19 protein-coding genes are annotated in these 21,418 nt (G+C 64.9%); 10 read left to right on the top strand and 9 right to left on the bottom strand.

Going from position 1 to position 21,418, the window contains the following annotated elements; genetic code table 11:
- Nucleotides 1–109: 109 nt before the first annotated feature.
- Nucleotides 110–2,659 (bottom strand): hybrid sensor histidine kinase/response regulator, encoded by a 2,550-nt coding sequence (locus FSZ31_RS01920; protein ID WP_236643617.1) that lies wholly within the window; start codon nucleotides 2,657–2,659, stop codon nucleotides 110–112.
- A gap of 221 nt (nucleotides 2,660–2,880) precedes the next feature.
- Here FSZ31_RS01920 and FSZ31_RS01915 point away from each other — a divergent pair, with 221 nt between their 5' ends.
- Nucleotides 2,881–3,867, top strand: a complete 987-nt coding sequence (locus FSZ31_RS01915) for an HWE histidine kinase domain-containing protein (RefSeq protein ID WP_147121367.1) — start codon at nucleotides 2,881–2,883, stop codon at nucleotides 3,865–3,867.
- 54 nt (nucleotides 3,868–3,921) lie between these two features.
- Complete coding sequence (locus FSZ31_RS01910) at nucleotides 3,922–5,580, top strand: M20/M25/M40 family metallo-hydrolase (RefSeq protein ID WP_147121366.1); 1,659 nt, start codon at nucleotides 3,922–3,924, stop codon at nucleotides 5,578–5,580.
- A gap of 24 nt (nucleotides 5,581–5,604) precedes the next feature.
- On the opposite strand, the gene FSZ31_RS01905 is transcribed toward FSZ31_RS01910, so the two are convergent.
- Genes FSZ31_RS01905 through gluQRS form a run of 3 tightly spaced genes read right to left on the bottom strand, consistent with a single transcriptional unit; the run spans nucleotide 5,605 to nucleotide 7,379 of the window.
- The gene (locus tag FSZ31_RS01905; RefSeq protein WP_147121365.1) at nucleotides 5,605–6,198 is read right to left on the bottom strand and encodes a cob(I)yrinic acid a,c-diamide adenosyltransferase; all 594 of its coding nucleotides are present in this window, start codon (nucleotides 6,196–6,198) and stop codon (nucleotides 5,605–5,607) included.
- Nucleotides 6,199–6,239: 41 nt separating this feature from the next.
- A complete protein-coding gene (locus tag FSZ31_RS01900; RefSeq protein ID WP_147121364.1) occupies nucleotides 6,240–6,467 on the bottom strand; it encodes an HIG1 domain-containing protein in 228 nt (75 codons plus the stop codon).
- A gap of 9 nt (nucleotides 6,468–6,476) precedes the next feature.
- Entirely contained in the window at nucleotides 6,477–7,379 is a 903-nt protein-coding gene (gene gluQRS, locus FSZ31_RS01895; protein ID WP_236643616.1) for a tRNA glutamyl-Q(34) synthetase GluQRS, read from the bottom strand.
- Nucleotides 7,380–7,541: 162 nt separating this feature from the next.
- On the opposite strand from gluQRS, the gene FSZ31_RS01890 reads away from it, so the two are divergent.
- On the top strand, nucleotides 7,542–8,108 hold the full coding sequence (locus FSZ31_RS01890) for an HNH endonuclease (RefSeq protein ID WP_147121363.1): 567 nt from the start codon (nucleotides 7,542–7,544) through the stop codon (nucleotides 8,106–8,108).
- A 121-nt stretch (nucleotides 8,109–8,229) separates the two neighbouring features.
- Here FSZ31_RS01890 and FSZ31_RS01885 read toward each other — a convergent pair whose 3' ends face one another.
- The 5 genes from FSZ31_RS01885 to FSZ31_RS01865 form a co-directional block, all read right to left on the bottom strand.
- Nucleotides 8,230–8,787 (bottom strand): hypothetical protein, encoded by a 558-nt coding sequence (locus FSZ31_RS01885; protein ID WP_147121362.1) that lies wholly within the window; start codon nucleotides 8,785–8,787, stop codon nucleotides 8,230–8,232.
- A gap of 67 nt (nucleotides 8,788–8,854) precedes the next feature.
- On the bottom strand, nucleotides 8,855–9,643 hold the full coding sequence (locus tag FSZ31_RS01880; protein WP_147121361.1) for an SDR family oxidoreductase: 789 nt from the start codon (nucleotides 9,641–9,643) through the stop codon (nucleotides 8,855–8,857).
- Between the two features lie 124 nt (nucleotides 9,644–9,767).
- Complete coding sequence (locus FSZ31_RS01875) at nucleotides 9,768–10,919, bottom strand: acyl-CoA dehydrogenase family protein (RefSeq protein ID WP_147121360.1); 1,152 nt, start codon at nucleotides 10,917–10,919, stop codon at nucleotides 9,768–9,770.
- Nucleotides 10,920–11,004: 85 nt separating this feature from the next.
- Nucleotides 11,005–12,144 (bottom strand): acyl-CoA dehydrogenase family protein, encoded by a 1,140-nt coding sequence (locus FSZ31_RS01870; protein ID WP_147121359.1) that lies wholly within the window; start codon nucleotides 12,142–12,144, stop codon nucleotides 11,005–11,007.
- A 97-nt stretch (nucleotides 12,145–12,241) separates the two neighbouring features.
- On the bottom strand, nucleotides 12,242–13,426 hold the full coding sequence (locus tag FSZ31_RS01865; protein ID WP_147121358.1) for an acyl-CoA dehydrogenase family protein: 1,185 nt from the start codon (nucleotides 13,424–13,426) through the stop codon (nucleotides 12,242–12,244).
- A 182-nt stretch (nucleotides 13,427–13,608) separates the two neighbouring features.
- Between FSZ31_RS01865 and FSZ31_RS01860 the strand changes: the two genes are divergently transcribed.
- The 7 genes from FSZ31_RS01860 (at nucleotide 13,609) to FSZ31_RS01830 (ending at nucleotide 21,418) form a co-directional block, all read left to right on the top strand.
- Complete coding sequence (locus FSZ31_RS01860) at nucleotides 13,609–14,847, top strand: acyl-CoA dehydrogenase family protein (RefSeq protein ID WP_147121357.1); 1,239 nt, start codon at nucleotides 13,609–13,611, stop codon at nucleotides 14,845–14,847.
- 102 nt (nucleotides 14,848–14,949) lie between these two features.
- The gene (locus FSZ31_RS01855) at nucleotides 14,950–16,026 is read left to right on the top strand and encodes a Zn-dependent alcohol dehydrogenase (protein WP_147122490.1); all 1,077 of its coding nucleotides are present in this window, start codon (nucleotides 14,950–14,952) and stop codon (nucleotides 16,024–16,026) included.
- A gap of 20 nt (nucleotides 16,027–16,046) precedes the next feature.
- Entirely contained in the window at nucleotides 16,047–17,090 is a 1,044-nt protein-coding gene (locus tag FSZ31_RS01850; protein ID WP_147122491.1) for a phosphotransferase family protein, read from the top strand.
- Nucleotides 17,087–17,908: an SDR family NAD(P)-dependent oxidoreductase gene (locus FSZ31_RS01845; RefSeq protein WP_147121356.1), complete on the top strand. Its 822-nt coding sequence runs from the start codon at nucleotides 17,087–17,089 to the stop codon at nucleotides 17,906–17,908. The genes FSZ31_RS01850 and FSZ31_RS01845 overlap by 4 nt, the downstream gene beginning before the upstream one ends.
- A gap of 26 nt (nucleotides 17,909–17,934) precedes the next feature.
- A complete protein-coding gene (locus tag FSZ31_RS01840; RefSeq protein ID WP_147121355.1) occupies nucleotides 17,935–18,888 on the top strand; it encodes an aldo/keto reductase family protein in 954 nt (317 codons plus the stop codon).
- A gap of 16 nt (nucleotides 18,889–18,904) precedes the next feature.
- Entirely contained in the window at nucleotides 18,905–20,935 is a 2,031-nt protein-coding gene (locus tag FSZ31_RS01835) for a 3-hydroxyacyl-CoA dehydrogenase NAD-binding domain-containing protein (protein ID WP_147121354.1), read from the top strand.
- A gap of 78 nt (nucleotides 20,936–21,013) precedes the next feature.
- Nucleotides 21,014–21,418: an endonuclease domain-containing protein gene (locus FSZ31_RS01830; RefSeq protein ID WP_147121353.1), complete on the top strand. Its 405-nt coding sequence runs from the start codon at nucleotides 21,014–21,016 to the stop codon at nucleotides 21,416–21,418.

Below are 21,418 nucleotides of genomic sequence, written 5' to 3'. Positions count from 1 at the left end.
GCACGTCGTACAGTCGAATGCCAAGGTGTATTATATGACTAATACGGCCTTGTCCAGTTCTGTCGCTAGCCGGCCCTCGCCGATAGCGCGACGCCGTCGCTAGCCGTCGCTAGCCGTCGCTAGCCGTCGCGCCGGCGATCTCGCCCAAACAGCTGTCGAGTGCCTGTTTGAGCGATTGTTCGTTAAAGGGCTTGTCGAGAATGACCAGCCTTTGCGGAGCGCCATAATCGGCGATATCGAGGCCAGCGCTGCCACCCGAAGCCACGATCACGGCGATTTCGGGATACTGATCAAGAGCGTGTCGTATCAGGTCCTGACCCGAACCGTCGGGGAGCCCAAGATCGGCAATCAGGATATCGTGCGATTCGTTCGCGAGCCTGTCTTGCGCAGCGGCCACGGTTCCGGCTTCCACGACGATATAGCCAAGATCGCCGAGCATTTCGGCAGTCGTCATCCTGATGAGTGGCTCGTCTTCGACCAACAATATGCGGCGCTGTTCTGCTCCCGCTGCCGCGCTGTCGGTTCGCACGGCGTCGATGCCGGCGGAAGACCGCGCTGCGGCAGGAACCGGTCGCAAGTCTCGCGCATCGAGGACCTGACGGATTTTTCGCGCGAGCCGCTCGCGGGTGAAAGGCTTGCTGATCAGTTCGACGCCGTCATCGAGACGGCCGGCGTGCACGATGGCGTTCTGCGTATAGCCCGAGGTGAACAGGACCGCGAGATCCGGAAGCCGCGCCTTCGCTTGTCGGGCAAGGTCCGGGCTGGCGAGCGTTCCCGGCATCACGACATCGGTAAACAGCAGGTCGATCTTCATACCGCTATCGACAATCGCCATGCCGTTGTCGGCGTTGCTGGCCTCTAGCACCGAATATCCCAGGTTACCGAGCAATTCGACGGTCGTTTGCCGGACCGCCCCATCGTCCTCGACGACCAGGACCACCTCGTCTCCGCCCGGCGTATCTCCGCTTGCATCACGCGCGGCAACCACTTCTTCCTCACGCGTGCGTGGCAGGTAAACCCGGATCGTCGTCCCTTGCCCAAGCTCGCTATAGAATTTGATATGGCCGCCCGATTGCTTGACGAACCCGTAGACCATGCTCAATCCCAAGCCGGTCCCTTCACCGGGGGGCTTGGTCGTAAAGAACGGTTCGAACACTTTTTCAAGATCGTCGGGCGCGATGCCCTTTCCGGTGTCGGTCACCGCCAGCATCACATATTGACCGGCCGAAACATCGTGATGCTCACCGGCATAGTCGTCGTCGAGCGATGCGTTGCCCGCTTCGATGGTCAACTTGCCACGGCTTTCCATGGCGTCCCGCGAGTTGATCGCCAGGTTGAGAATGACGTTTTCCAACTGGGCCTGATCGGCCAGGCAGTTCCACAGGCCACCCGATATAACGGTTTCGATATCGATCGCCTCGCCCAGAGTGCGACGCAACATGTCGTCCATTTCGCGGATCATCCGGCCGGCGTCGATCGGCCTGGGTTCAAGCGGTTGCTTGCGACCAAAGGCGAGCAGCTGCGCGGCCAGCTTGGCACCCCGCGCAACGCCCGAAAGAGCATTGGTTACGCGCGCCTGCTGTTTGAGATCGTCCTCGGGAAGCTCTCGCTGCAGCAGCTGGAGGTTCCCGCCGATGACTTGCAGAAGATTGTTGAAATCGTGCGCCACGCCCCCGGTCAGCTGCCCCACGGCTTCCATCTTCTGCGATTGGACGAGTTGCCCCTGCAACAGTTCGCGTTTCTCGATTTCTTCTTCGACACGAAGTTTGAGCCGCTCGTTGAAGTCTTCCAGCGCAGCTCGAACCTTCAGTTCTTCCGAAATTTCGCGCGCTTCGATGACCGTCCCGACAGTCTGCCCCGTCCCGTCTTTCATCGGCGACGCAGTGAAAGCGACCGGATAGAAGGATCCGTCCTTGTGAACGAAAACCTCTTCGCCTTGCGTCTGGTTATTTTCCGGAAATGCCCGGTCGATCGCGCATTCTGCGATCGGAAATGGCCGCCCGTCCGGATAGGTGTGATGGAGGACATCGTGCAGGGGTCGTCCGCGTGTTTCGGCAAGCGAATAGCCGCTAAGCTGTTCAGCCGCCTTGTTCATGAACGCGCAATGCTGCTGATCGTCCAACATAAAGACGGCCATCGTCGTATTGCCCAGAATCGCGTCCAGGCGAACGGTGACCTCACGCAGAGACCTTTCAATCGCCTTGCGTTCGGAGGTGTCTTCGATCGCAGCAAAGAACACCGCCTCGCCATCGGACCGGATCAGCTGCAATCGCACCACGACATCGTAAAGCGAGCCATCCTTGCGCTCGTGCACGGTCTCGAAATCGAGCCGGTTTTTTGCGCCGGTGACGAGCGGCTGGATAAATTCCAGGAATTCGTCTTGGCTAAACTCGGGCTTGATGTCCCAAGGCGTTCGTTCGCGCAGTTCGTCCATCGAAAAACCAAGGTTTTCGCGGGCACCGCGATTGACCAGCGAGAAGGTGAAATCTTCCGCCGAAAACACGTAAATCTCGCTTGCCGAATCTTCGACAATTCGTCCCAGGCGCTCGCTCGTTATGGATTTTGCGTCGGGCATGTTGGGTTCCGTCGATGGCCGGACTCGCATGAAGGTCGCGTCCGATGGGGCAATATCTCTAATGGAACGGCTGGGCTTCGCCAACACCGATCATAATGCTGGCGGTCGAGGGGGATTCTCACGAGAATTAGAGGACACCGGCCCTGAAATCAGTGCTGCCCGTCGCGTGATCTCGGGCCAGCTTATCGCAGGGCCGATGGACCATATGAAATTCATGCGTAGATCGGCCGTCGGCGTGCTAGCGCATGCTTGCAAAGGCCTGATCAAGCCATGTTGGCTCGGCGAACCACGCAGGAGACCTGGCCATGAGCGCACTGCCCCTGGACGCCGATGACAAATTCATCGGTCCGTCGATCGAGGAGATATTGTCGTGCATCGGCGATGCGGTGATCAGCACCGACGTCGCGGGCAAGATCGTGCTGTTCAATCCGGCGGCGGAGACAATATTCGGCCATCGCGCGCGCGATATCCTGGGATCGAACATCGAACGGCTGATCCCGGCGCGCTTTGGCGGTGCCCATGCAGGCCATATCGCTTCGTTCGGATCGGCGCCGAGCGACGTCGCGCGCGCAATGGCCAGCGAGCGCGAGGTCGTCGGGCTTCGCCGCGACGGCAGCGAATTCGCCGCCGAGGCGATGCTGAGCTGTCGCCACCTCGACCACATGACGCTGCTGACCGTCGTCATTCGCGATGTCAGCCCGCGCAAGGCGCTCGAGGAAGAGCGCGACATCATCGTCGCCGAAATGGCGCACCGGTTCAGCAACATCTTCGCAATGGTCAATTCGGTGATCGGGATGACCGCGCGATCGGTGGCCAGCGTCGACGAATTTCGCGACGTTCTCGAAGGGCGGCTGCACGCGATCCTGCACAACCAGGCGGCGCTGGTCGAGCCGGGCCGCGCGGTCCGGTTCGGCGACCTGATCGCGTTCGAGCTCGCCCCGTTTCGCAGCGAGGCGGGCGATGCGATCGTCCTCGAGGGAGACGAGTTGACGGTGCCCGCAAAACAGGCGGTCAGGATATCGTTGCTGCTCCACGAACTGACGACCAACGCGGTAAAATACGGCGCGCTGAGTGCCGCCGGGGGATCGCTCCGGCTCGCCTGGACGACCGAGCGCGAGGGCGATGTCGACTATCTCGTCCTCGACTGGATCGAGCGTGGCGGGCCGCCGGTTTCGCCGCCGACCCGGCGCGGATCGGGCAGCGCGATGATCGAACGATCGTTCGGCGTGGCGAACAGCACCGTCACCTACGCGCCGGAAGGGCTGTCCGCCAGATTTCGCATCCGCCTCTGAGCGGTCCGCGCGAGTTGCTTGTGCGGTCCATGGCGGCGGTTTAAGGCCTGCGCCATGAAAGCCCTCCTCCTCGCTCCGCTCGTCCTGCTCGCCGCCTGTGCGACCGCCCCCCTCACCGACAGCGCGACGCCGGCGCCGGCCGCTGCGGCGATCTCGCCCGAGCGCCTGTCTGCCGACGTGAAAACGCTGGCGTCCGAAGATTTCGGCGGGCGCGCGCCGGGGACGCCGGGCGAGACACGCACGATCGACTGGCTGGTATCGCAGTTGAAGGCGATCGGCCTCGAGCCCGGCGGACCCGACGGGTCATGGACTCAGCCGGTGCCGCTCGTTCGCACGATGCTCGGCGACGGGACGATGTCGGCGAGCGTCAAGGGCAAGGCGATGCCGCTGGTCCAGGCGCGCGACATCTATGTCAGCACCGTGCGACCGGTCGACACCGTTGCGATCGCCGACGCGCCAATGGTCTTCGTCGGCTATGGCGTCGCTGCGCCCGAGCGCGGCTGGGACGATTTCAAGGGCGTCGACCTCACCGGCAAGATCGCGGTGATGCTGGTCAACGATCCCGATTTCGAGGCCGCCGCGGGCGAGCCGGCAGCGGGCAAGTTCGGCGGGCGCAAGATGACCTATTACGGCCGCTGGACCTACAAGTTCGATGAAGCCGCCAAGCGCGGCGCGGCGGGCGTGCTGATCGTCCACGACACGCCCGGCGCGGGCTATGGCTGGGCAACGGTGACCGCGCCCGCGGGCGAGAATTACGACATCGCCGATGCGCCGCGCCGGCTTGCGCTGCAGGGCTGGCTGCACGGCGTTGCCGCGGCGCGGCTGTTCGCGGCATCGGGGCTCGACCTGGCCAAGCAGCGCGTCGCGGCGCGGTCGCCCGATTTCCGTCCCGTGGCGCTCCCCGCAACCTTCTCGGCCAGCCTGCCGGTGACGCACGAGACGCTGATGAGCCGCAACGTGCTCGCGCGGCTGCCCGGTACGACGCACCCCGACGAGGTCGTCATGTACGGCGCGCACTGGGATGCCTATGGCCGCGGCGCGCCCGATGCCGAGGGCCGGACGATCCGCCCCGGCGCCAATGACGATGCGCTCGGCGTCGCCGGACTGCTCGAGATGGCGCGCGCCTTCAAAAAGGCACCCGCTCCGGCGCGCAGCATCGTGTTCGGATTCTGGTCGGCCGAGGAACGCGGCCTGCTGGGCTCCGAAACCTATGCCGTCCACCCGGTCTATCCGTTCGCCAAGACCGTCGCCAACATCACGCTCGACATCCTCCAGACCGGCGGGCCGTCGAACGACGTGATGCTCGTCGGCAAGGGGCAGAACAGCCTCGAGAACGACCTTGCCAGCGCGGTGGCGACGCAGGGCCGCGTCGTGACCAACGAGGCGCTGCCCGAACGCGGACTGTTCTATCGCGCCGACCATTTCTCGCTCGCCAAGCACGGCGTGCCGACCTTGCTGTTCATGGCGATCAGCGGCGCGCCCGACCTCAAGGTCGGCGGGCGTGCGGCGGGCGAAGCGTGGCTCGACGCGTACATGAAATGCTATCACCAGACCTGCGATGCGTGGAGCGCCGACATGGACTTTGCCGCCGCGGCGCAGGATGTCGGCCTCGCTTATGCGGTCGGCCGCGGGATCGCGACGTCGGACCGCTGGCCCGAATGGAGCGCACAATCGGAATTTCGCCAGCTGCGGCTCGACAGCCTCGGCAAATAGCGCCGCGCCCTGGCGCGCGCCTGGCTAGCGCGAGGCTCCCGGGACCCACAGGACGTCACCGTCGGCGCGCGCGTTGACGAGCCGGGTCATGACGAAGAGATGGTCCGACAGGCGGTTGAGATAGGCCAGAGCGGCGGGGTTGAGCGCGCGCGCCTCGCCCGCCGCGACGGCGCTGCGTTCGGCGCGCCGGGTGATCGCGCGGGCAAGATGGAGCGCGGCGGCGGCGGGGGTGCCGCCGGGCAGGATGAAGCTCCTGAGCGGTGCCAGGTCCTCGTTCATCGCGTCGATCTCTCGCTCGAGCCGGGCAACCTGGGCAGCGGTGACGCGCAGGACCATTTCGGACGGGGTGAAGTCGGTCCCGTCGGCGTCGCTCGCCGGCGTGGCGAGGTCGGCGCCGAGGTCGAACAGGTCGTTCTGGATGACGGTGAGTTGCGCACCGAGCGCGGCGTTGGGACCATCGCCAAGCGCGACTATTGCCACGCCGATCGCGCTGTTGGCTTCGTCGACATCGCCGACTGCAGCGATCAACGGATCGGATTTCGATGTGCGCGATCCGTCGACGAGGCCGGTGGTGCCAGCATCGCCGGTGCGGGTGTAGATCTTGTTGAGCTTGACCATCGCGTGCCCCCTTGCCGCGCCGCGCCGCTTCGCGCCGCGCGTTATTTGGCGGCGGCGAACATGCCGAGGATGACGAGCAGGATGACGGCGATCGCCTGATATTTGACGCGCGCGAACATCATCTTGTTCTGCATCAGGTGCATTTCGCTGGTCCCTTCGCCCTTGAGATCGGCTTCGATCGTACGCAGGAAGGCGACGATACCGCGGATCAGGGCGTAGAGAACCGCACCCATGGCGAGGACGATGGCGATGATGACGATGATGTTCATGGACCCAATCTAGGCGTTCGCGAGCGAATATCCAGTAGGAAAGCGGTGCGCGCGCAGATCGGTGGCGAGCCTGGCACCGTCGATCCCGCCTTGCCGTAACGTCGCGAGGCCGGCGGCATGGTCGCGCTTGGCGAGGCGTTTGCCGTCCGATCCGACGACAAGCGCGTGATGGCGATAATCGGGGGTCGGCAGTCCGAGCAGCGCCTGGAGCAGCCGCTGGACATGCGTCGCGTCGGCCAGGTCGCTGCCACGCACGACGCAGGTGACGCCGAGCGCGGCGTCGTCGACGACATTGGCAAGGTGATAGCTCGCCGGGGCATCCTTGCGCGCGAGGACGATGTCGCCGGCGGCGAGCGGATCGGCGGCGATCGTGCCGACGCCGTCTTCGTGCCAATCGAGCGGCCCGACCGAATCTGCAGCGCGCGCGGTGTCGAGACGCCAGCAATGCGGCTCGGCTGCGCAGCGTGCCATCGCCTCTGCCGCCGGGATCGCGCGGCAGGTGCCGGGATAGCGCGAGGCGGCGGGACCGTGCGGCGCGACATCGCTTGCGGCGATCTCGGCAGCGATGTCGGCGCGCGTGCAAAAACACGGATAGGCAAAGCCGCCGCTGCGCAACGTGTCGAGCGCGGCGGCATAGCTGTCGAGCCGGTCCGACTGGAACACCGGATCGCCGTCCCAGGCGAGCCCGAGCCAGGCAAGATCGGCGAGGATGGCATCGACATGTTCGGGGCGCGAACGGCCGGGATCGATGTCGTCAATCCGCAGGATGAAACGCCCCCCGGGCCGCGCGCGGGCGGTGTCGTGCGCGACGATCGCCGCATAGGCATGGCCGAGATGGAGTTCTCCCGAGGGGCTGGGAGCGAAACGCGTGACGATGCTGCCGGGCGGCGTCATGCCGTCAGATCTGGGCATATTTTGAGTGCCCGATGTGTCCGACCCGCAACATATTGAGACATTTCCTGCTTGACGCCATCGCCGGCGCGGCTTGTAATGGCCCTGTCATGCTTCGGCGCGACATGCGGCGTCAAGCACAAGCCCGCACCCTTGCGGGCGAGCCAAGGGGGGCGACGTCCGGTGTTCCATCCCGACCTCAACCGGCATCCCGACCAGTGCCCGTCGCTGGTGCTCAATGCCGACTACACGCCGCTGAGCTATTATCCGCTGAGCCTGTGGCCGTGGCAGACCGCGATCAAGTCGGTCTTCCTCGATCGCGTCCAGGTCGTCGAAAGCTATGAGCGCGAGGTCCACAGCCCCAATTGGGCGATGAATATCCCGTCGGTCATCGCGCTCAGGCAATATGTCAAACCGTCCGAATATCCCGCCTTCACGCGCTTCAACCTGTTCCTGCGCGACAAGTTCTGCTGCCAGTATTGCGGCAGCACGCGCGACCTGACCTTCGATCACGTCATCCCGCGCCGCCAGGGCGGCCGGACGACGTGGGAGAATGTCGCGACCGCGTGCAGCCCGTGCAATTTCAGGAAGGGCGGCCGCACCCCGCGCGAGGCGCGCATGCCGCTCCACGTCGAACCGACGCGCCCGACCAACTGGCAGTTGCAGGACCAGGGCCGCGCCTTCCCGCCCAACTACCTGCACCAGAGCTGGCAGGACTGGCTCTACTGGGACATCGAACTCGAGGCGTAATCGCCGCCATCGTTTATGACGGGCGTATTCCCCGCGAAGGCGAGGATCCAACTCAGACCGATCGTAACGATTGAGCGCTCGGGCTGGATTCCCGCCTACGCGCGAATGACACAGAAACGTATTATTTCGCTTCGCGGATCGTCAGGTCGCCGGTGCTCGTTTTTCCGGCATCGGCGATGGCGAGGGTAAAGCTGTCGCCGTCATCGGTGGTCCCCGAGAAATTGCCACCCTTGCGCGTATAGGTGACGTCCTTTTGCTTCATCGCGCCTTCGTAATAATCGGCGACGCTGGCGGCGGTCGCGGGAAATGTCATGCCGACGCGGACGATCGCCTTTTCGGTGCCAGAGCTCTTGCCGGCATCGATATTGAAGCTCTTGAGCTTGGTGCCGGGATACATGTCGACGCCACCGATATCGACGTCGCCCGCCTTGATGTCGATATTGGGCACCTTGACGTTGATGTCGATCCCCGGGAGCTTCAGATTGACGCGGTTCTTGTCGCTGCCGTCGGACTTGATCGCGATCTTGCCATCCTCGTCGCCGAGGTTGATCGCGATGTCGGTCGATTCTTCCGATTTCGCGCCCTTGGCCGCGGCATCGTCGGCGTCGTCGCTGGTCAGGCTGCAGCCCGAAGCGAGCGTGGCAAAGGCAAGCGCGGAAGCGAGGATATGGGCACGCATGGCAGGCTCCTTGATGGGTGAGCTATCAATATAACACACCCTTTGTGAACGTCAAGAGTTCGGCAGCCTAGGCGCCGATGCTCGTCCTGACATCGGCCCCGACGAGGCCGCCGTCGACGGTCAGCGTTTCGCCGATGACGTAATCGCCCGCGCGCGATGCGAGGTAGATCGCCGCGCCCGCCATGTCCTCGGCCTCGCCGATGCGCCTGGCCGGGATCGCCTGAGCCACGGCATCGCCGTGATCGCGCGCCGCCTTGTTCATGTCGCTGGCAAAGGCGCCCGGCGCGATCGCGGTGACGTTGATGTGGTCCTTGACCATGCGCGCGGCCATCCGTTTGGTCAGCCACAGGATCGCCGCCTTCGAAGCGTGATAGCTGTAGGTTTCCCAGGGGTTGAGCCGCTGGCCGTCGATCGAGCCGATGTTGATCACCTTGGCCGGTGCGCCCTCTTTCCCCGCCGCCTTGAGCTGGGGAAACAGCGCCTGCGTCAGGAAGAAGGGCGACTTGACGTTGAGGTCCATGACCTTGTCCCAGCCGCTTTCGGGAAATTCCCCGAATTCGGCGGCCCAGGCGGCGCCGGCATTGTTGACCAATATGTCGAGCCTGTCCTCGCGGGCGGCGAAGTCTGCGGCAAGCGCATCGCAACCGGCGACGGTCGAGATGTCGTGCGGCAGCGAGATGCAGTTGGGGCCGAGTTCTTCGGCGACGGCATCGCAGACCTCGGCCTTGCGGCTCGAAATATACACCTTGGCGCCGCTGTCGATATAGCCGCGCGCGATCATCAGGCCGATGCCGCGCGACCCGCCGGTGACGAGCGCGACCTTGCCGTCGAGGCGGAAGAGCGTTGAAATGTCCATCTGTGTTCTCCTTGATTTCTAAGCCCCTCCTCTTCGGGGGAGGGGTTGGGGTGGGGCAGTCGGGACGCAGGGCCTAGCCGCCCCCACCCCCTAACCCCCTCCCCTGAAGAGGAGGGGGAATAGGCTATCCGCCCGCCTTGATTGTCTCGCGCGCAATGATCAATCGCTGGATCTCGCTGGTACCTTCGTAGATGCGGAACAGGCGCACGTCGCGGTAGAGGCGTTCGACGCCATAGTCGGCGATATAGCCTGCGCCGCCCAGTATCTGCACGGCGCGATCGGCGACACGGCCGACCATCTCGCTGGCGATGAGTTTCGCGGCGGCGCAGTCGAGCGTGATGCGCGCGCCAGCGTCCTTCTTTCGCGCGGTCTCTCGCACCAGCGCCTTGGCCGCCATGCATTCGGCCTTCGAATCGGCGATCATCGCCTGGATCATCTGGAAGTCGGAGATCGGCTGGCCGAACTGCTTGCGCTGCGTCGCATAGGCGACCGCGTCGGCGATCAGCCGTTCGGCAACGCCGACGCAGACCGCCGAGATGTGAAGGCGGCCGCGATCGAGCACGCGCATTGCGACCTTGAAGCCTTCGCCCTCGGGACCGACGCGGTTCTCTGCGGGCACGAAGACGTCGTCGAAATTGACGTCGCAGACGTGCGCGCCCTGCTGGCCCATTTTCGCTTCGGGCGCGCCGACGCTGAGCCCCGCACTGTCGCGCGGCACGAGGAACGCCGAGACGCCGCTCGCGCCCTCGCCGCCGGTCCGCGCCATGACGGTGAACAGGTCGGCCTTGTCGGCATTGGTAATGTAACGTTTCGATCCCGACAGGCGGTAGCCGTCGGCGCCGTCATCGCTCTTGGCCTTGGTCGCGCGTGTCTTCACCGCGCCCGAATCGGATCCGACATCGGGTTCGGTCAGCGCGAAGCTGGTGATGATCTCGCCCGAAGCAATGCGCGGGAGCCATGCGGCCTTCTGCGCATCGTTGCCGTCCTGGACGATCGCCTGGCTGCCGATGCCGACATTGGTGCCGAACGCCGATCGCATCGCCGGCGTCGTCCCGCCGAGGACGAAGGCGACCTCGATCTCCTCGACCATCGACAGGCCGAGCCCGCCGAATTCCTCTGGGATCGACAGGCCGAACAGGCCCATCTCGCGCATTTCGGCGATCAGGCTGTCGGGGATCGCGTCGGTATCGGCAACCTGCGCCTCGAGCGGGCGCAGCCGCTCGGCGACAAAGCGGCGCAGCGTGTCGAGCAGGAGATCGAAACTTTCAGTGTCCATTATTGCCCTTTCCAGCCGGTCGAAGCTACGGCACGCGCTGACCCTTCGACAAGCTCGGGGTGAGCGGGATGAGTTGGCTGTTGCATCAATAGCCCAGCAGTTCGGCAACGCGATTGGCATGGTAGCGCCCATCGCCGAAATATTCGGCCAGCGCGCGGTCGCGTTTCATGTAGAGGCCGATGTCGTATTCGTCGGTCATGCCGACGCCGCCGTGCATCTGGACGCCTTCGCGGACCGCGAGGTTGGCAGCGTCGCCGGCCTTGGCCTTGGCGACCGAGACCATCAGCTCGGCATTGTCGGCATTCTCGTCAATCAGCTGGCAGGCCTTCAACACCGCGGCGCGGGCGATCTCGATTTCGGAATAGAGATGCGCGGCGCGGTGCTGGAGCGCCTGGAAGCTGCCGATATGACGCCCGAACTGCTTGCGGCCCTTCAAATATTCGAAGGTGATGTCCATCGCGCCGCCGCCGACGCCGACCGCTTCGGACGCCGCGCCCGCGCGGCCAGCGGCGAGCATTTTCGACACCACCGCCCAGCCATTGTCGACATCGCCAATGACGCTGCCGCCATCGACCTCGACGCCGTCGAAATCGCAATGCGCCGCCATCGAACTGTCGACCAGCCGGACGGCATCGCGCGATAACCCAGCCGCATCGGTCGGCACCGCGAAGACGGTGAGACCCTGCGTGTCGCCCGCCGCGCCCGAAGTGCGTGCGACGACGATCAGCGCGTCGGCCGAAGCGCCCTGCAGGACGGCGCGCTTGCGCCCGTCGAGCTTGAAGCCGTTGCCCGATTTGGTCGCGGTCATCGCGATGTTGGATGGATCGTGCCTGGCGCCTTCGTCGATCGCGATGCCGAGGATGGTGCGTCCCTCGACGATGCCCGGAAGCCAACGGGCACGCGCATCGTCATCGGCGGCGGCGAGCGCGGTGACGCCGACAATGGCGGTCGACAGGAAAGGCGACGGAGTCAGGTTGCGGCCGATTTCCTCCATCACCACGCCCGCCTCGACCGCGCCCATGCCGAGGCCGCCATCGGCCTCGCTGGCGAGCATCCCGGCAAAGCCCATTTCGCCGAACTGGCGCCACAGATCGTGGCCGAAGCCGTCCTTGCATTGCATGTCGCGCCAGTGGCGCAATTGCTTGGCGATCGAGCCTTCGCCCATCATGAATTCGTGCGCGGTATCGCGCAGCATCGTCTGGTCGTCGTCGAGAATGAGGGGCATGATTGGTCCTTAATCTACTAAGTCATCCCCCGCGAAGGCGGGGATCCAGTGCAAGTGCCGGACTGGATTCCCGCCTGCGCGGGAATGACATTGAACGTTATGCGTCGGGCAGTTCGAGGATGCGCTTGGCGATGACGTTGAGCATCACCTCGCTGGTCCCGCCCTCGATGCTGTTGGCCTTGGTCCTGAGCCAGCCGCGCGGGCGCTTGCCCTCGTCGCTCGCCGCACTGTCCCATTCGAGCGCGTCGCTGCCGCCGGCGGTCATGACGAGTTCGTGGCGGCGCTTGTTGAGCTCGGTTCCGGCATATTTCATCATGTTGGGCTGGGCGGGATGGCCCTGGCCCGACTTCATCTGGTCGACGAAGCGTTCGGCCATCGCGCGGAACGCCAGCGTGTCGACGTCGAAGCGCGCAAAATCGGTGCGCAGGATCGGGTCGGCTTTCGCCTCCGCCTTGAACGCCGCGCCGATCGAGACCATCGCACCGCCGAGGCCGCCGCCCGAGATCATCTCGCGTTCGTGGCCAAGGAGGTATTTGGCGACGTCCCAGCCGCGGTTGAGCTCGCCGACGATCTGGTCCTTGGGGACCTTCACATCGTCGAAGAACGTCTCGCAGAAGGGCGAATTGCCGCTGATCAGCTTGATCGGCTTGGTCGAAACGCCTTCGCTCGCCATGTCGAACAAGAGGAAGCTGATCCCGCGATACTTGTCGTCCTTGTCGGTGCGCACGAGGCAGAATATCCAGTCGGCCTTGTCGGCATAGCTGGTCCACACCTTCTGTCCGTTGACGACCCAGTGGTCGCCCTCGTCGCGGCCAAAGGTCTGCAGGCTGACGAGGTCGGATCCCGCGCCGGGTTCGCTATAGCCCTGGCACCAGCGGATCTCGCCGCGCGCGATCTCGCCGAGGTAATGGACCTTCTGCTCCTCGGTGCCGAAATGGAGCAAAGCGGGGCCGAGCATCCAGATGCCGAAGCTCGACAGCGGCGGGCGCGCATGGATCCGCGCCATTTCCTGCTTGAGGATCTTGGTCCGGGCTGCATCGAGGCCCGCGCCGCCGTACGCCTTGGGCCAGTCGGGGACGGTATAGCCCTTGGCGACGCAGGCATCGAACCAGGACTTTTGCGCCGGCGACTTGAAGCTCCAGTCGCGCCCGCCCCAGCAGACGTCGTCCTCGTCCTGGACGGGCAGGCGCATTTCGGGCGGGCAGTTCGCGTCGAGCCATTCGCGCGTTTCGGCGCGAAAGGCATCGAGATCGCCAGCGGGATTGGGGGCAGCTTCGGCCATGGTCATCCTCTCTTGTCGTTTTGCCCATGCTATGCCCCGGATTCGCGGGCGGCAAGCGCGTTGAGCGCGTGCACCGATGCCGTAGCGGCAAGCGCGCGGGGCTGGAAATGCCCGTATTAAGCTGGCACTCAGGGTGGTGAAGGGGCCGATGTTCGAGTCCCGCCGATGGAGAGTAAAGCGCCATGGATTTCGAACCGACCGAACGACAGGTCCATTGGCGCGACCGGGTGCGCGACTTCATCGAAGCGAATGTCCGGCCGCGGATCAAGGATTACAAATCGCAGCAGGCCGAGGGCGAGCGCTGGAAGGTGCTGCCCGTTGTCGAGGAAGAAAAGGCGCGCGCCAAGGCAGCCGGAATCTGGAACCTGTTCATGCCGCCGTCGAGCGGCCGCACGCCAGTTGACGATAGTTTCGAATTCGAAGGCCCCGGCCTGACCAACCTCGAATATGCGTTGTGCGCCGAGGAGATGGGCCGGATCGAGTGGGCGAGCGAGGTGTTCAACTGCTCGGCGCCCGATACCGGCAACATGGAGGTGATCCACCGCTATGGCACGCGCGGCCAGAAGGACCGCTGGCTCAAACCGCTGATGGAAGGCGACGTCCGTTCGGCGTTCCTGATGACCGAACCGCAGGTGGCGAGTTCGGACGCGACCAACATCGAATGCAGCATCACGCGCGACGGCGACGATTACGTCATCAACGGGCGCAAATGGTGGTCGAGCGGCGCGGGCGATCCGCGCTGCAAGGTCGCGATCGTCATGGGCAAGACCGATTTCGAGGCCAACCGCCACGAACAACAGTCGATGGTGCTGATGCCGATGGATGCAGAAGGGATCACGATCGAGCGGCATCTGCCGGTGTTCGGCTATGACGACGCGCCGCACGGCCATATGGAAATCAAGCTCGACAACGTCCGGGTCAATGCCGAGGACGCGATGCTGCTCGGCGAAGGGCGCGGCTTCGAGATCGCGCAGGGGCGGCTCGGGCCGGGCCGCATCCACCATTGCATGCGCACCGTCGGGACGGCGGAAGAGGCGCTCGCCAAGATGGCGCACCGGCTCCAGCACCGCGTCGCCTTCGGCAAGCGCATTTCCGAGCAGAGCGTGTGGGAACAGCGCATCGCCGAAGCGCGCATCCAGATCGAGATGACGCGGCTGCTGTGCCTCAAGGCCGCCGACATGATGGACCGCGTCGGCAACAAGGCCGCCCAGGCCGAGATCGCGATGATCAAGGTCGCGGCCCCGCGCATGGCGCTGCAGATCATCGACGACGCGATCCAGGCGCATGGTGGCGGCGGCGTGAGCGACGACTTCGGTCTCGCCAAGGCCTATGCCGGCATCCGCACGCTGCGGCTCGCCGACGGTCCCGACGAAGTGCACAATCGCAGCATCGCGCGAATCGAATTCGGCAAGCACGCGTGAGAATTATGCCTTTACTTGCGCTCAGGCTGAGCCTGTCGAAGCCTTTGGCACGCAGCCCCCTTCGACAGGCGCAGGGTGAGCGCCGTGGGTGAGCGCCAGCCGATCAAGGCCGCCGTGCTGCGAGAGCCCGGCACGCCGCTCGCGATCGAGACGATCGATATCGACGCGCCGGGACCGCACGAGGTGTTGATCAGGACCGCGGCGTGCGGCGTCTGCCGGTCGGACCTGCACTTCGTCGATGGCGCCTTCCCCCACCCGCTGCCGACGGTGCCGGGGCACGAGGCGTCGGGCGTCGTCGAGGCGGTCGGCAGCGAGGTGCGCGCGCTGGCGCCGGGCGACCATGTCGTCACCTTCTTCACGGTGTTCTGCGGCACGTGCGAACTGTGCCTCAGGGGCAAATACACTTTGTGCGTCGATCCCTCGACGCGCCGCGCCAAGGATCAGCCACCGCGGCTGAGCCAGGACGGCGCGCCGATCGCGACCTTCCTCAACCTGTCGGGCTATGCGGAAAAGATGCTGGTGCATGAAAATGCCTGCGTGAAGATCAGGAAAGACATGCCGCTCGACAAGGCAGCCTTGCTCGGCTGCGCGGTGGTGACCGGCGCGGGCGCGGTGTTCAACGACTGCAAGCTGACCCCGGGTGAGAGCGTCGCGGTGATCGGCTGCGGCGGCATCGGCCTTGCCGCGATCAACGCCGCAAAGATCGCCGGCGCGGGCACGATCTATGCGATCGATCCGGTCGCGTCGAAGCGCGCGCTCGCGCTCGAAATGGGCGCGACCGATGCGTTCGATCCGTCAGCCGAGGATGCGGCGAAGACGCTGCTCAAGGCAACCGGCGGCTTCGATTACGCAATCGAGTGCGTCGGCCAGCCGGCAACCGCCGAACTCGCCTGGACGATCCTGAAACGCGGCGGCACCGCGACGATCCTCGGCATGATCGCGCCGGGCAAATCGGTCTCGATTGCCGGGCCGAGCTTTCTCACCGGCAAGAAGCTGCAAGGCTCGCTGCTGGGATCAACCGTCGCGCCGATCGACCTGCCGCGACTGGTCGATCTCTATCTGGCCGGCGACCTCCAGCTCGACAAGATGGTCGCCGAGGAGATCGCGCTCGACGAGATCAACGAAGCGCTCGACAAATTGCGTGCAGGCGACAGCGTCCGATCGGTGATCGTGTTTTGAGCATCGACGCAGAGACCGCGATGACCGGGACGATGCCGGTCGCGGGCAAGGACCGGCTCGACGAGGCCGCGCTCGAGGCGTGGCTGCGCGAGAATATCACCGGCTTCGCAGGACCGCTGAGCCTGAGCCGCTTCAAGGGCGGCCAGTCGAACCCGACCTATCGGCTCGACACGCCGGGCAAGTCTTATGTCCTCAGGCGCAAGCCGTTCGGCGACCTGCTCCCCAGCGCGCACGCGGTCGACCGCGAATACCGGCTGATTTCCGGGCTGCACCCGACCGGCTTTCCCGTCGCCGCGCCCTATGGCCTGTGCGAGGATACCAGCGTCATCGGCGCGGCCTTCTATGTCATGGAGCTGGTCGAGGGGCGGACGATCTGGGACGGCAAGATGCCGCACGCGACCCCGCAAGAACGTCGCGCGGTCTATCTCGAGCTCGCCGACGTGCTCGCCCAGCTCCATGCGATCGATCCCGCCTCGGTCGGGCTTGGCGACTACGGCAGACCGGGCAATTATTTCGAACGCCAGGTCGCGCGCTGGACGCGGCAATATCGCGCGTCGGAAACCGACAACATTCCGGCGATGGAAAGCCTGATCGCCTTCCTGCCGACGAGCCTTCCCGAACAGAAGCGCAGCGGCTTCGTCCACGGCGACTATAGAATCGACAACCTGATCTTCGAGGCCGACGGCACCAGGGTACTCGCAGTGCTCGACTGGGAGCTGTCGACATTGGGCGATCCGATGGCCGATCTTGCCTATCTGCTGATGAACTGGGCGCTGCCCTATGAAGGGCGCGCGGCGCTCGGCGGGCTCGATCTCGGCGAACTCGGCATTCCGAGCATCGACGAGATGGCGGCGCGCTATTGCGAGCGATCGGAGATGACCGACGTGCCGCCGCTCGACTGGTATTTCGCCTTCAACCTGTTCCGCCTCGCGGGCATCGTCCAGGGCATCCGCAAACGCGTCATCACGGGTAACGCGGCCAGCGCGCAGGCCGCCGAAATGGCCAAACAGGTCGAACCGCTGGCTGAGGCGGCGTGGAATTTTGCAAGGAAGGCCGGAGCATGAACGAGCGAGCTGGCAAGGAACTGGCAGGCAAGGTTGCGATTGTGACCGGCGCGGGCAGCGGGATCGGGCGCGCGACGGCGCTGCTGTTCGCCGCAAACGGCGCAAGGGTGATCGCGGTCGACGTCGGCAACAGCGCCAACGAGACCGCCACGCTGGGCGAGAATATCAGCGCGGTGCAGGCCGATGCCGGCGACGAGGTGGCGATGGCTGCGTTGATCGATGGCGTCGTCAAGGCGCACGGGCGGCTCGACATCGTATATGCCAATGCCGGCATCTCGGGCGGCTTTGCCGGGATATTCGACCAGACCGCCGACGACTGGCACGAGATCTTGCGCGTCAATCTGATCGGGCCGTTCCTCGCCATCAAATATGCCGGCAAGGCGATGGCCGGACTGATCGAAAGCGGCGTGCAGGACGCCGGGTCGATCATCGCCACCGCAAGCGTCGCCGGGCTGCGATCGGGTGCGGGCGGGCCGGCCTATTCGGCATCGAAGGCCGGCGTCATCAACCTCGTGCGGATCGGCGCGCAACAGCTGGCGGGAAGCAACATCCGCGTCAACGCGATCTGCCCCGGCTTGATCGAGACGGGCATGACACAGCCGATCTACGACCATGTCCGCGCCGCGGGCAAGGAGCAGCGGATCGGGCAGCTCAATCCGCTCAGGCGCGGCGGCGTGCCCAGTGAAATCGCCGAGGCGGCACTTTTCCTTGCCTCGAAACGTTCAAGCTATGTCAACGGCCACGCACTGGTCGTCGATGGCGGGCTATCGAGCTCGCATCCCTTTTCACGCCAGGAGTTCGGCAAGACCGCAAGCTAGCGGCACGCCGACGATAAGGAGCGACCATGCAATTCAGAGAACTCGGCGACAGCGGCATCACCGTCAGCGACATCTGCCTCGGCAGCTGGCTGACCTATGGCGTCGGCGTCGATACGGCGAATGCCAAGGCGTGCATCGACCGCGCCTTCGACGAAGGCATCAACTTCATCGACACCGCCAACATCTATGGCAAGGGCGCCGCCGAGAGCTTTCTTGGCGAGGCATTGAAGGACCGCAAGCGCGATTCATACGTCCTTGCGACCAAGCTGTTCTTCCCGATGACCGATACCGACAAGGGCCTGTCGGCGAAGCAGATCGCCAAGCAGATCGACGCGTCGCTCGAGCGATTGCAGACCGATTACGTCGATCTCTACCAGTGCCACCGCTATGACGACGACACGCCGATCGCCGAAACGATGGAGGCGCTGAGCGAGGTCGTGCGATCGGGCAAGGCGCGCGCGATCGGCTTTTCCGAATGGAGCCCGCAGAATATCCGCGACGCGCTCGCCGTGCCGGGCACCGTCAAGTTCGTGTCGAGCCAGCCACAATATTCACTGCTCTGGCGCGAGCCCGAGGAAGAAGTGATTCCGCTGAGCGAAGCCAACGGCATCGGCCAGATCGTCTGGTCTCCTTTGGCTCAGGGCGTGCTCAGCGGCAAATACCTCCCCGGCGAGCAGCCCCCCGCCGACAGCCGCGCCGCGTCGGACGAAATGGGCGGATTCATCTCGTGGCTGATGCAGGACACGACGCTCGAGGCGGTGCAGAAATTGAAGCCGCTCGCCGACGAAGCGGGCTGCAGCCTCGCCCAGTTCGCCATCGCCTGGGTCCTGCGCCTGCCCAATATCACCGCCGCGATCGTCGGCGCGAGCCGCCCTGAACAGGTCAGCGAAAACGCCGCCGCGTCCGATCTTACAATCGATCCGGCCTTGTTCGCAAAGGCCGAAGCCATCATCTCGAGCGTCAAAGCCGATTACCGCTAAATCCAAGGAAGCTAACATGACCGACACCAGCCCCATTTCGACCCAACGCGACGGCGATATCCTGATCGTCACCAGCGACAATCCGCCGGTCAACGCATTGAGCGCCGCAGTCCGCACCGGCATCTGGCAAGCGCTCGACGAGGCCGAGGGCGACGATGGCATCAAGGCCGTGCTGCTGATCTGCGCGGGGAAAACCTGGTTTGCCGGGGCCGACATCACCGAGTTCACCAAGCCGCCGGTCGAGCCGCTGCTGCCCGCCATGGTCGAGCGGATGGAAGGCTTCGCCAAGCCGATTATCGCCGCGGTCCACGGCACTGCATTGGGCGGCGGCTGCGAGACCGCGCTCGGTTCGCATTACCGCATCGCGGTGCCGTCGGCGAAGTTCGGCACGCCCGAAGTCAAACTCGGCCTGCTCCCCGGTGCAGGCGGGACGCAGCGCCTGCCACGTTTGGTAGGCGTGCCGCTGGCGCTCGAAATGACCGCCAAGGGCGACCCGATTTCGGCCAAACAGGCACACGAAGCCGGGCTGGTTGATCGGCTCGCGGGCGAGGACAGCCTCAAGGCCGACGCGCTCGCCTTCGCCAATGAGGTCGCCGCCGCACGCCCGATCCCGCGCGTCGGTGAAAAGGACGCGACCGCCGATGCCAAGGCAATCGAGGATTTCAAGGCGAAGAACGCCAAGCGTTTCCGCGGCCAGCTGGCGCCTGCCGCCAATATCGACTGCGTCGAGGCGGCGACGCGCCTGCCGCTCGCCGAGGGCCTGCAGTTCGAGCGTGACGCGTTCATGAAGCTGATGTTCTCGCCGCAATCGGCGGCGCTGCGCCACATCTTCTTTGCCGAGCGCAAGGCGTCAAAGATCGACGGCATCGCCCCCGATATCAAGCTGCGCAAGATCAAGCGCGTCGGCGTCATCGGCGCGGGCACGATGGGCGGCGGCATTTCGATGAACTTCCTCAGTGCAGGAATTCCCGTGACGATCGTCGAGATGAAGCAGGAAGCGCTCGACCACGGCACCGGCCTCATTCGCAAGAATTACGAGGCGACCGCGAAAAAGGGCCGGATGACCGAAGCGCAGGTCGAGGCGGCGATGGGCGCGCTGACCCCCACGCTCAAAATGGAAGACCTTTCCGACTGCGACCTCATCATCGAGGCGGTGTTCGAGAACATGGACGTCAAGAAAGAGGTGTTCGGCAAGCTCGATAAAATCGCCAAGCCCGGCGCGATCCTGGCGAGCAACACCAGCTATCTCGACATCAACGAGATCGCCGCGAGCACCAGCCGCCCGCAGGACGTATTGGGGCTGCACTTCTTCTCGCCCGCCAACATCATGAAGCTGCTCGAGGTCGTGCGCGGTGACAAAACCGCCAACGACGTGCTGGCCACCGCGATGGCGCTGGCCAAGACAATCCGCAAGGTCGCGGTCGTCGCGGGCGTTTGCTATGGCTTTATCGGCAACCGCATGCTGATCCCGCGCCAGATGGAGGCGATGAAGCTCCTCATGGAAGGCGCGACGCCGGCGCGGGTCGACAAGGTCCATGTCGATTTCGGCATGCCGATGGGGCCGTTCCAGATGAGCGATCTCGCCGGCGTCGATATCGGCTGGCACCGCGATCCCAACCGCATCGAAAGCATCCGCGACGCGCTCGCCGCCGAGGGACGCTGGGGCCAGAAAAAGGGCGCCGGCTTCTACGATTACGACGCCAACCGCCAGCCGAGCGAGAGCCCGCGCGTTGCCGAGATTATCGAGGACTTCCGCAAGAAGAGCGGCGCCGAACAGCATGAGATCACCGACCAGGAGATCATCGAGCGCACGCTCTATACGATGGTCAACGAGGGCGCGAAGATCCTCGCCGAGGGCAAGGCGCAGCGCGCGAGCGATATCGATGTCGTCTGGGTCTACGGCTATGGCTGGCCGCCGTACAAGGGCGGACCGATGTTCTGGGCGGGCCAGGAAGGCCTCAAGAAGATCGTCGAGGGATTGGAGAAAAACGGCTTCGACGTCGCGCCGTTGCTGAGGGAGAAGGCCGACAAGGGCGAGACGTTCTGATGCATCCATTCCTCCCCGTCCCGGGGAGGGGGACCGCCGAAGGCGGTGGAGGGGCAGCTATCGTATGAACGCCACGCGATGATCAACGGCCCCGGCGAAACCGTTCGCAAGGCGCGCACTTTACGCAAGGCGCTGACCCTGCCCGAAGGCCTGCTCTGGCGAGAGTTACGCCAGCGCCCCGGCGAATTGAAGTTTCGCCGCCAGCATCCGGCAGGCGTCTATATACTCGATTTCTTCTGCGCGCAGGCGCGGCTGGCAATAGAGGTCGACGGGATAGCGCATGACGGCCTCAACGCGACGGAACGTGATGAAGCGCGGGCGCGTTATCTAAGTTCGCAAGGCGTGACCGTGTTGCGCATTCCGGCGAGCGATGTGCTGGACGATATCGAAAGCGTGGTGCGGCATATCGTCGACCACGCCGGACGCGCCCTGCCCCTCCACCAGCCAGAGGCTGGTCCCCCTCCCCGGTCCGGGGAGGAATGA

The sequence above is a fragment of the Flavisphingopyxis soli genome (assembly GCF_007995095.1).
GTDB lineage: Bacteria > Pseudomonadota > Alphaproteobacteria > Sphingomonadales > Sphingomonadaceae > Flavisphingopyxis > Flavisphingopyxis soli.
Note: the sequence above shows the minus strand (reverse complement) of the source record. Positions and strands in the feature narration are given on the sequence as shown.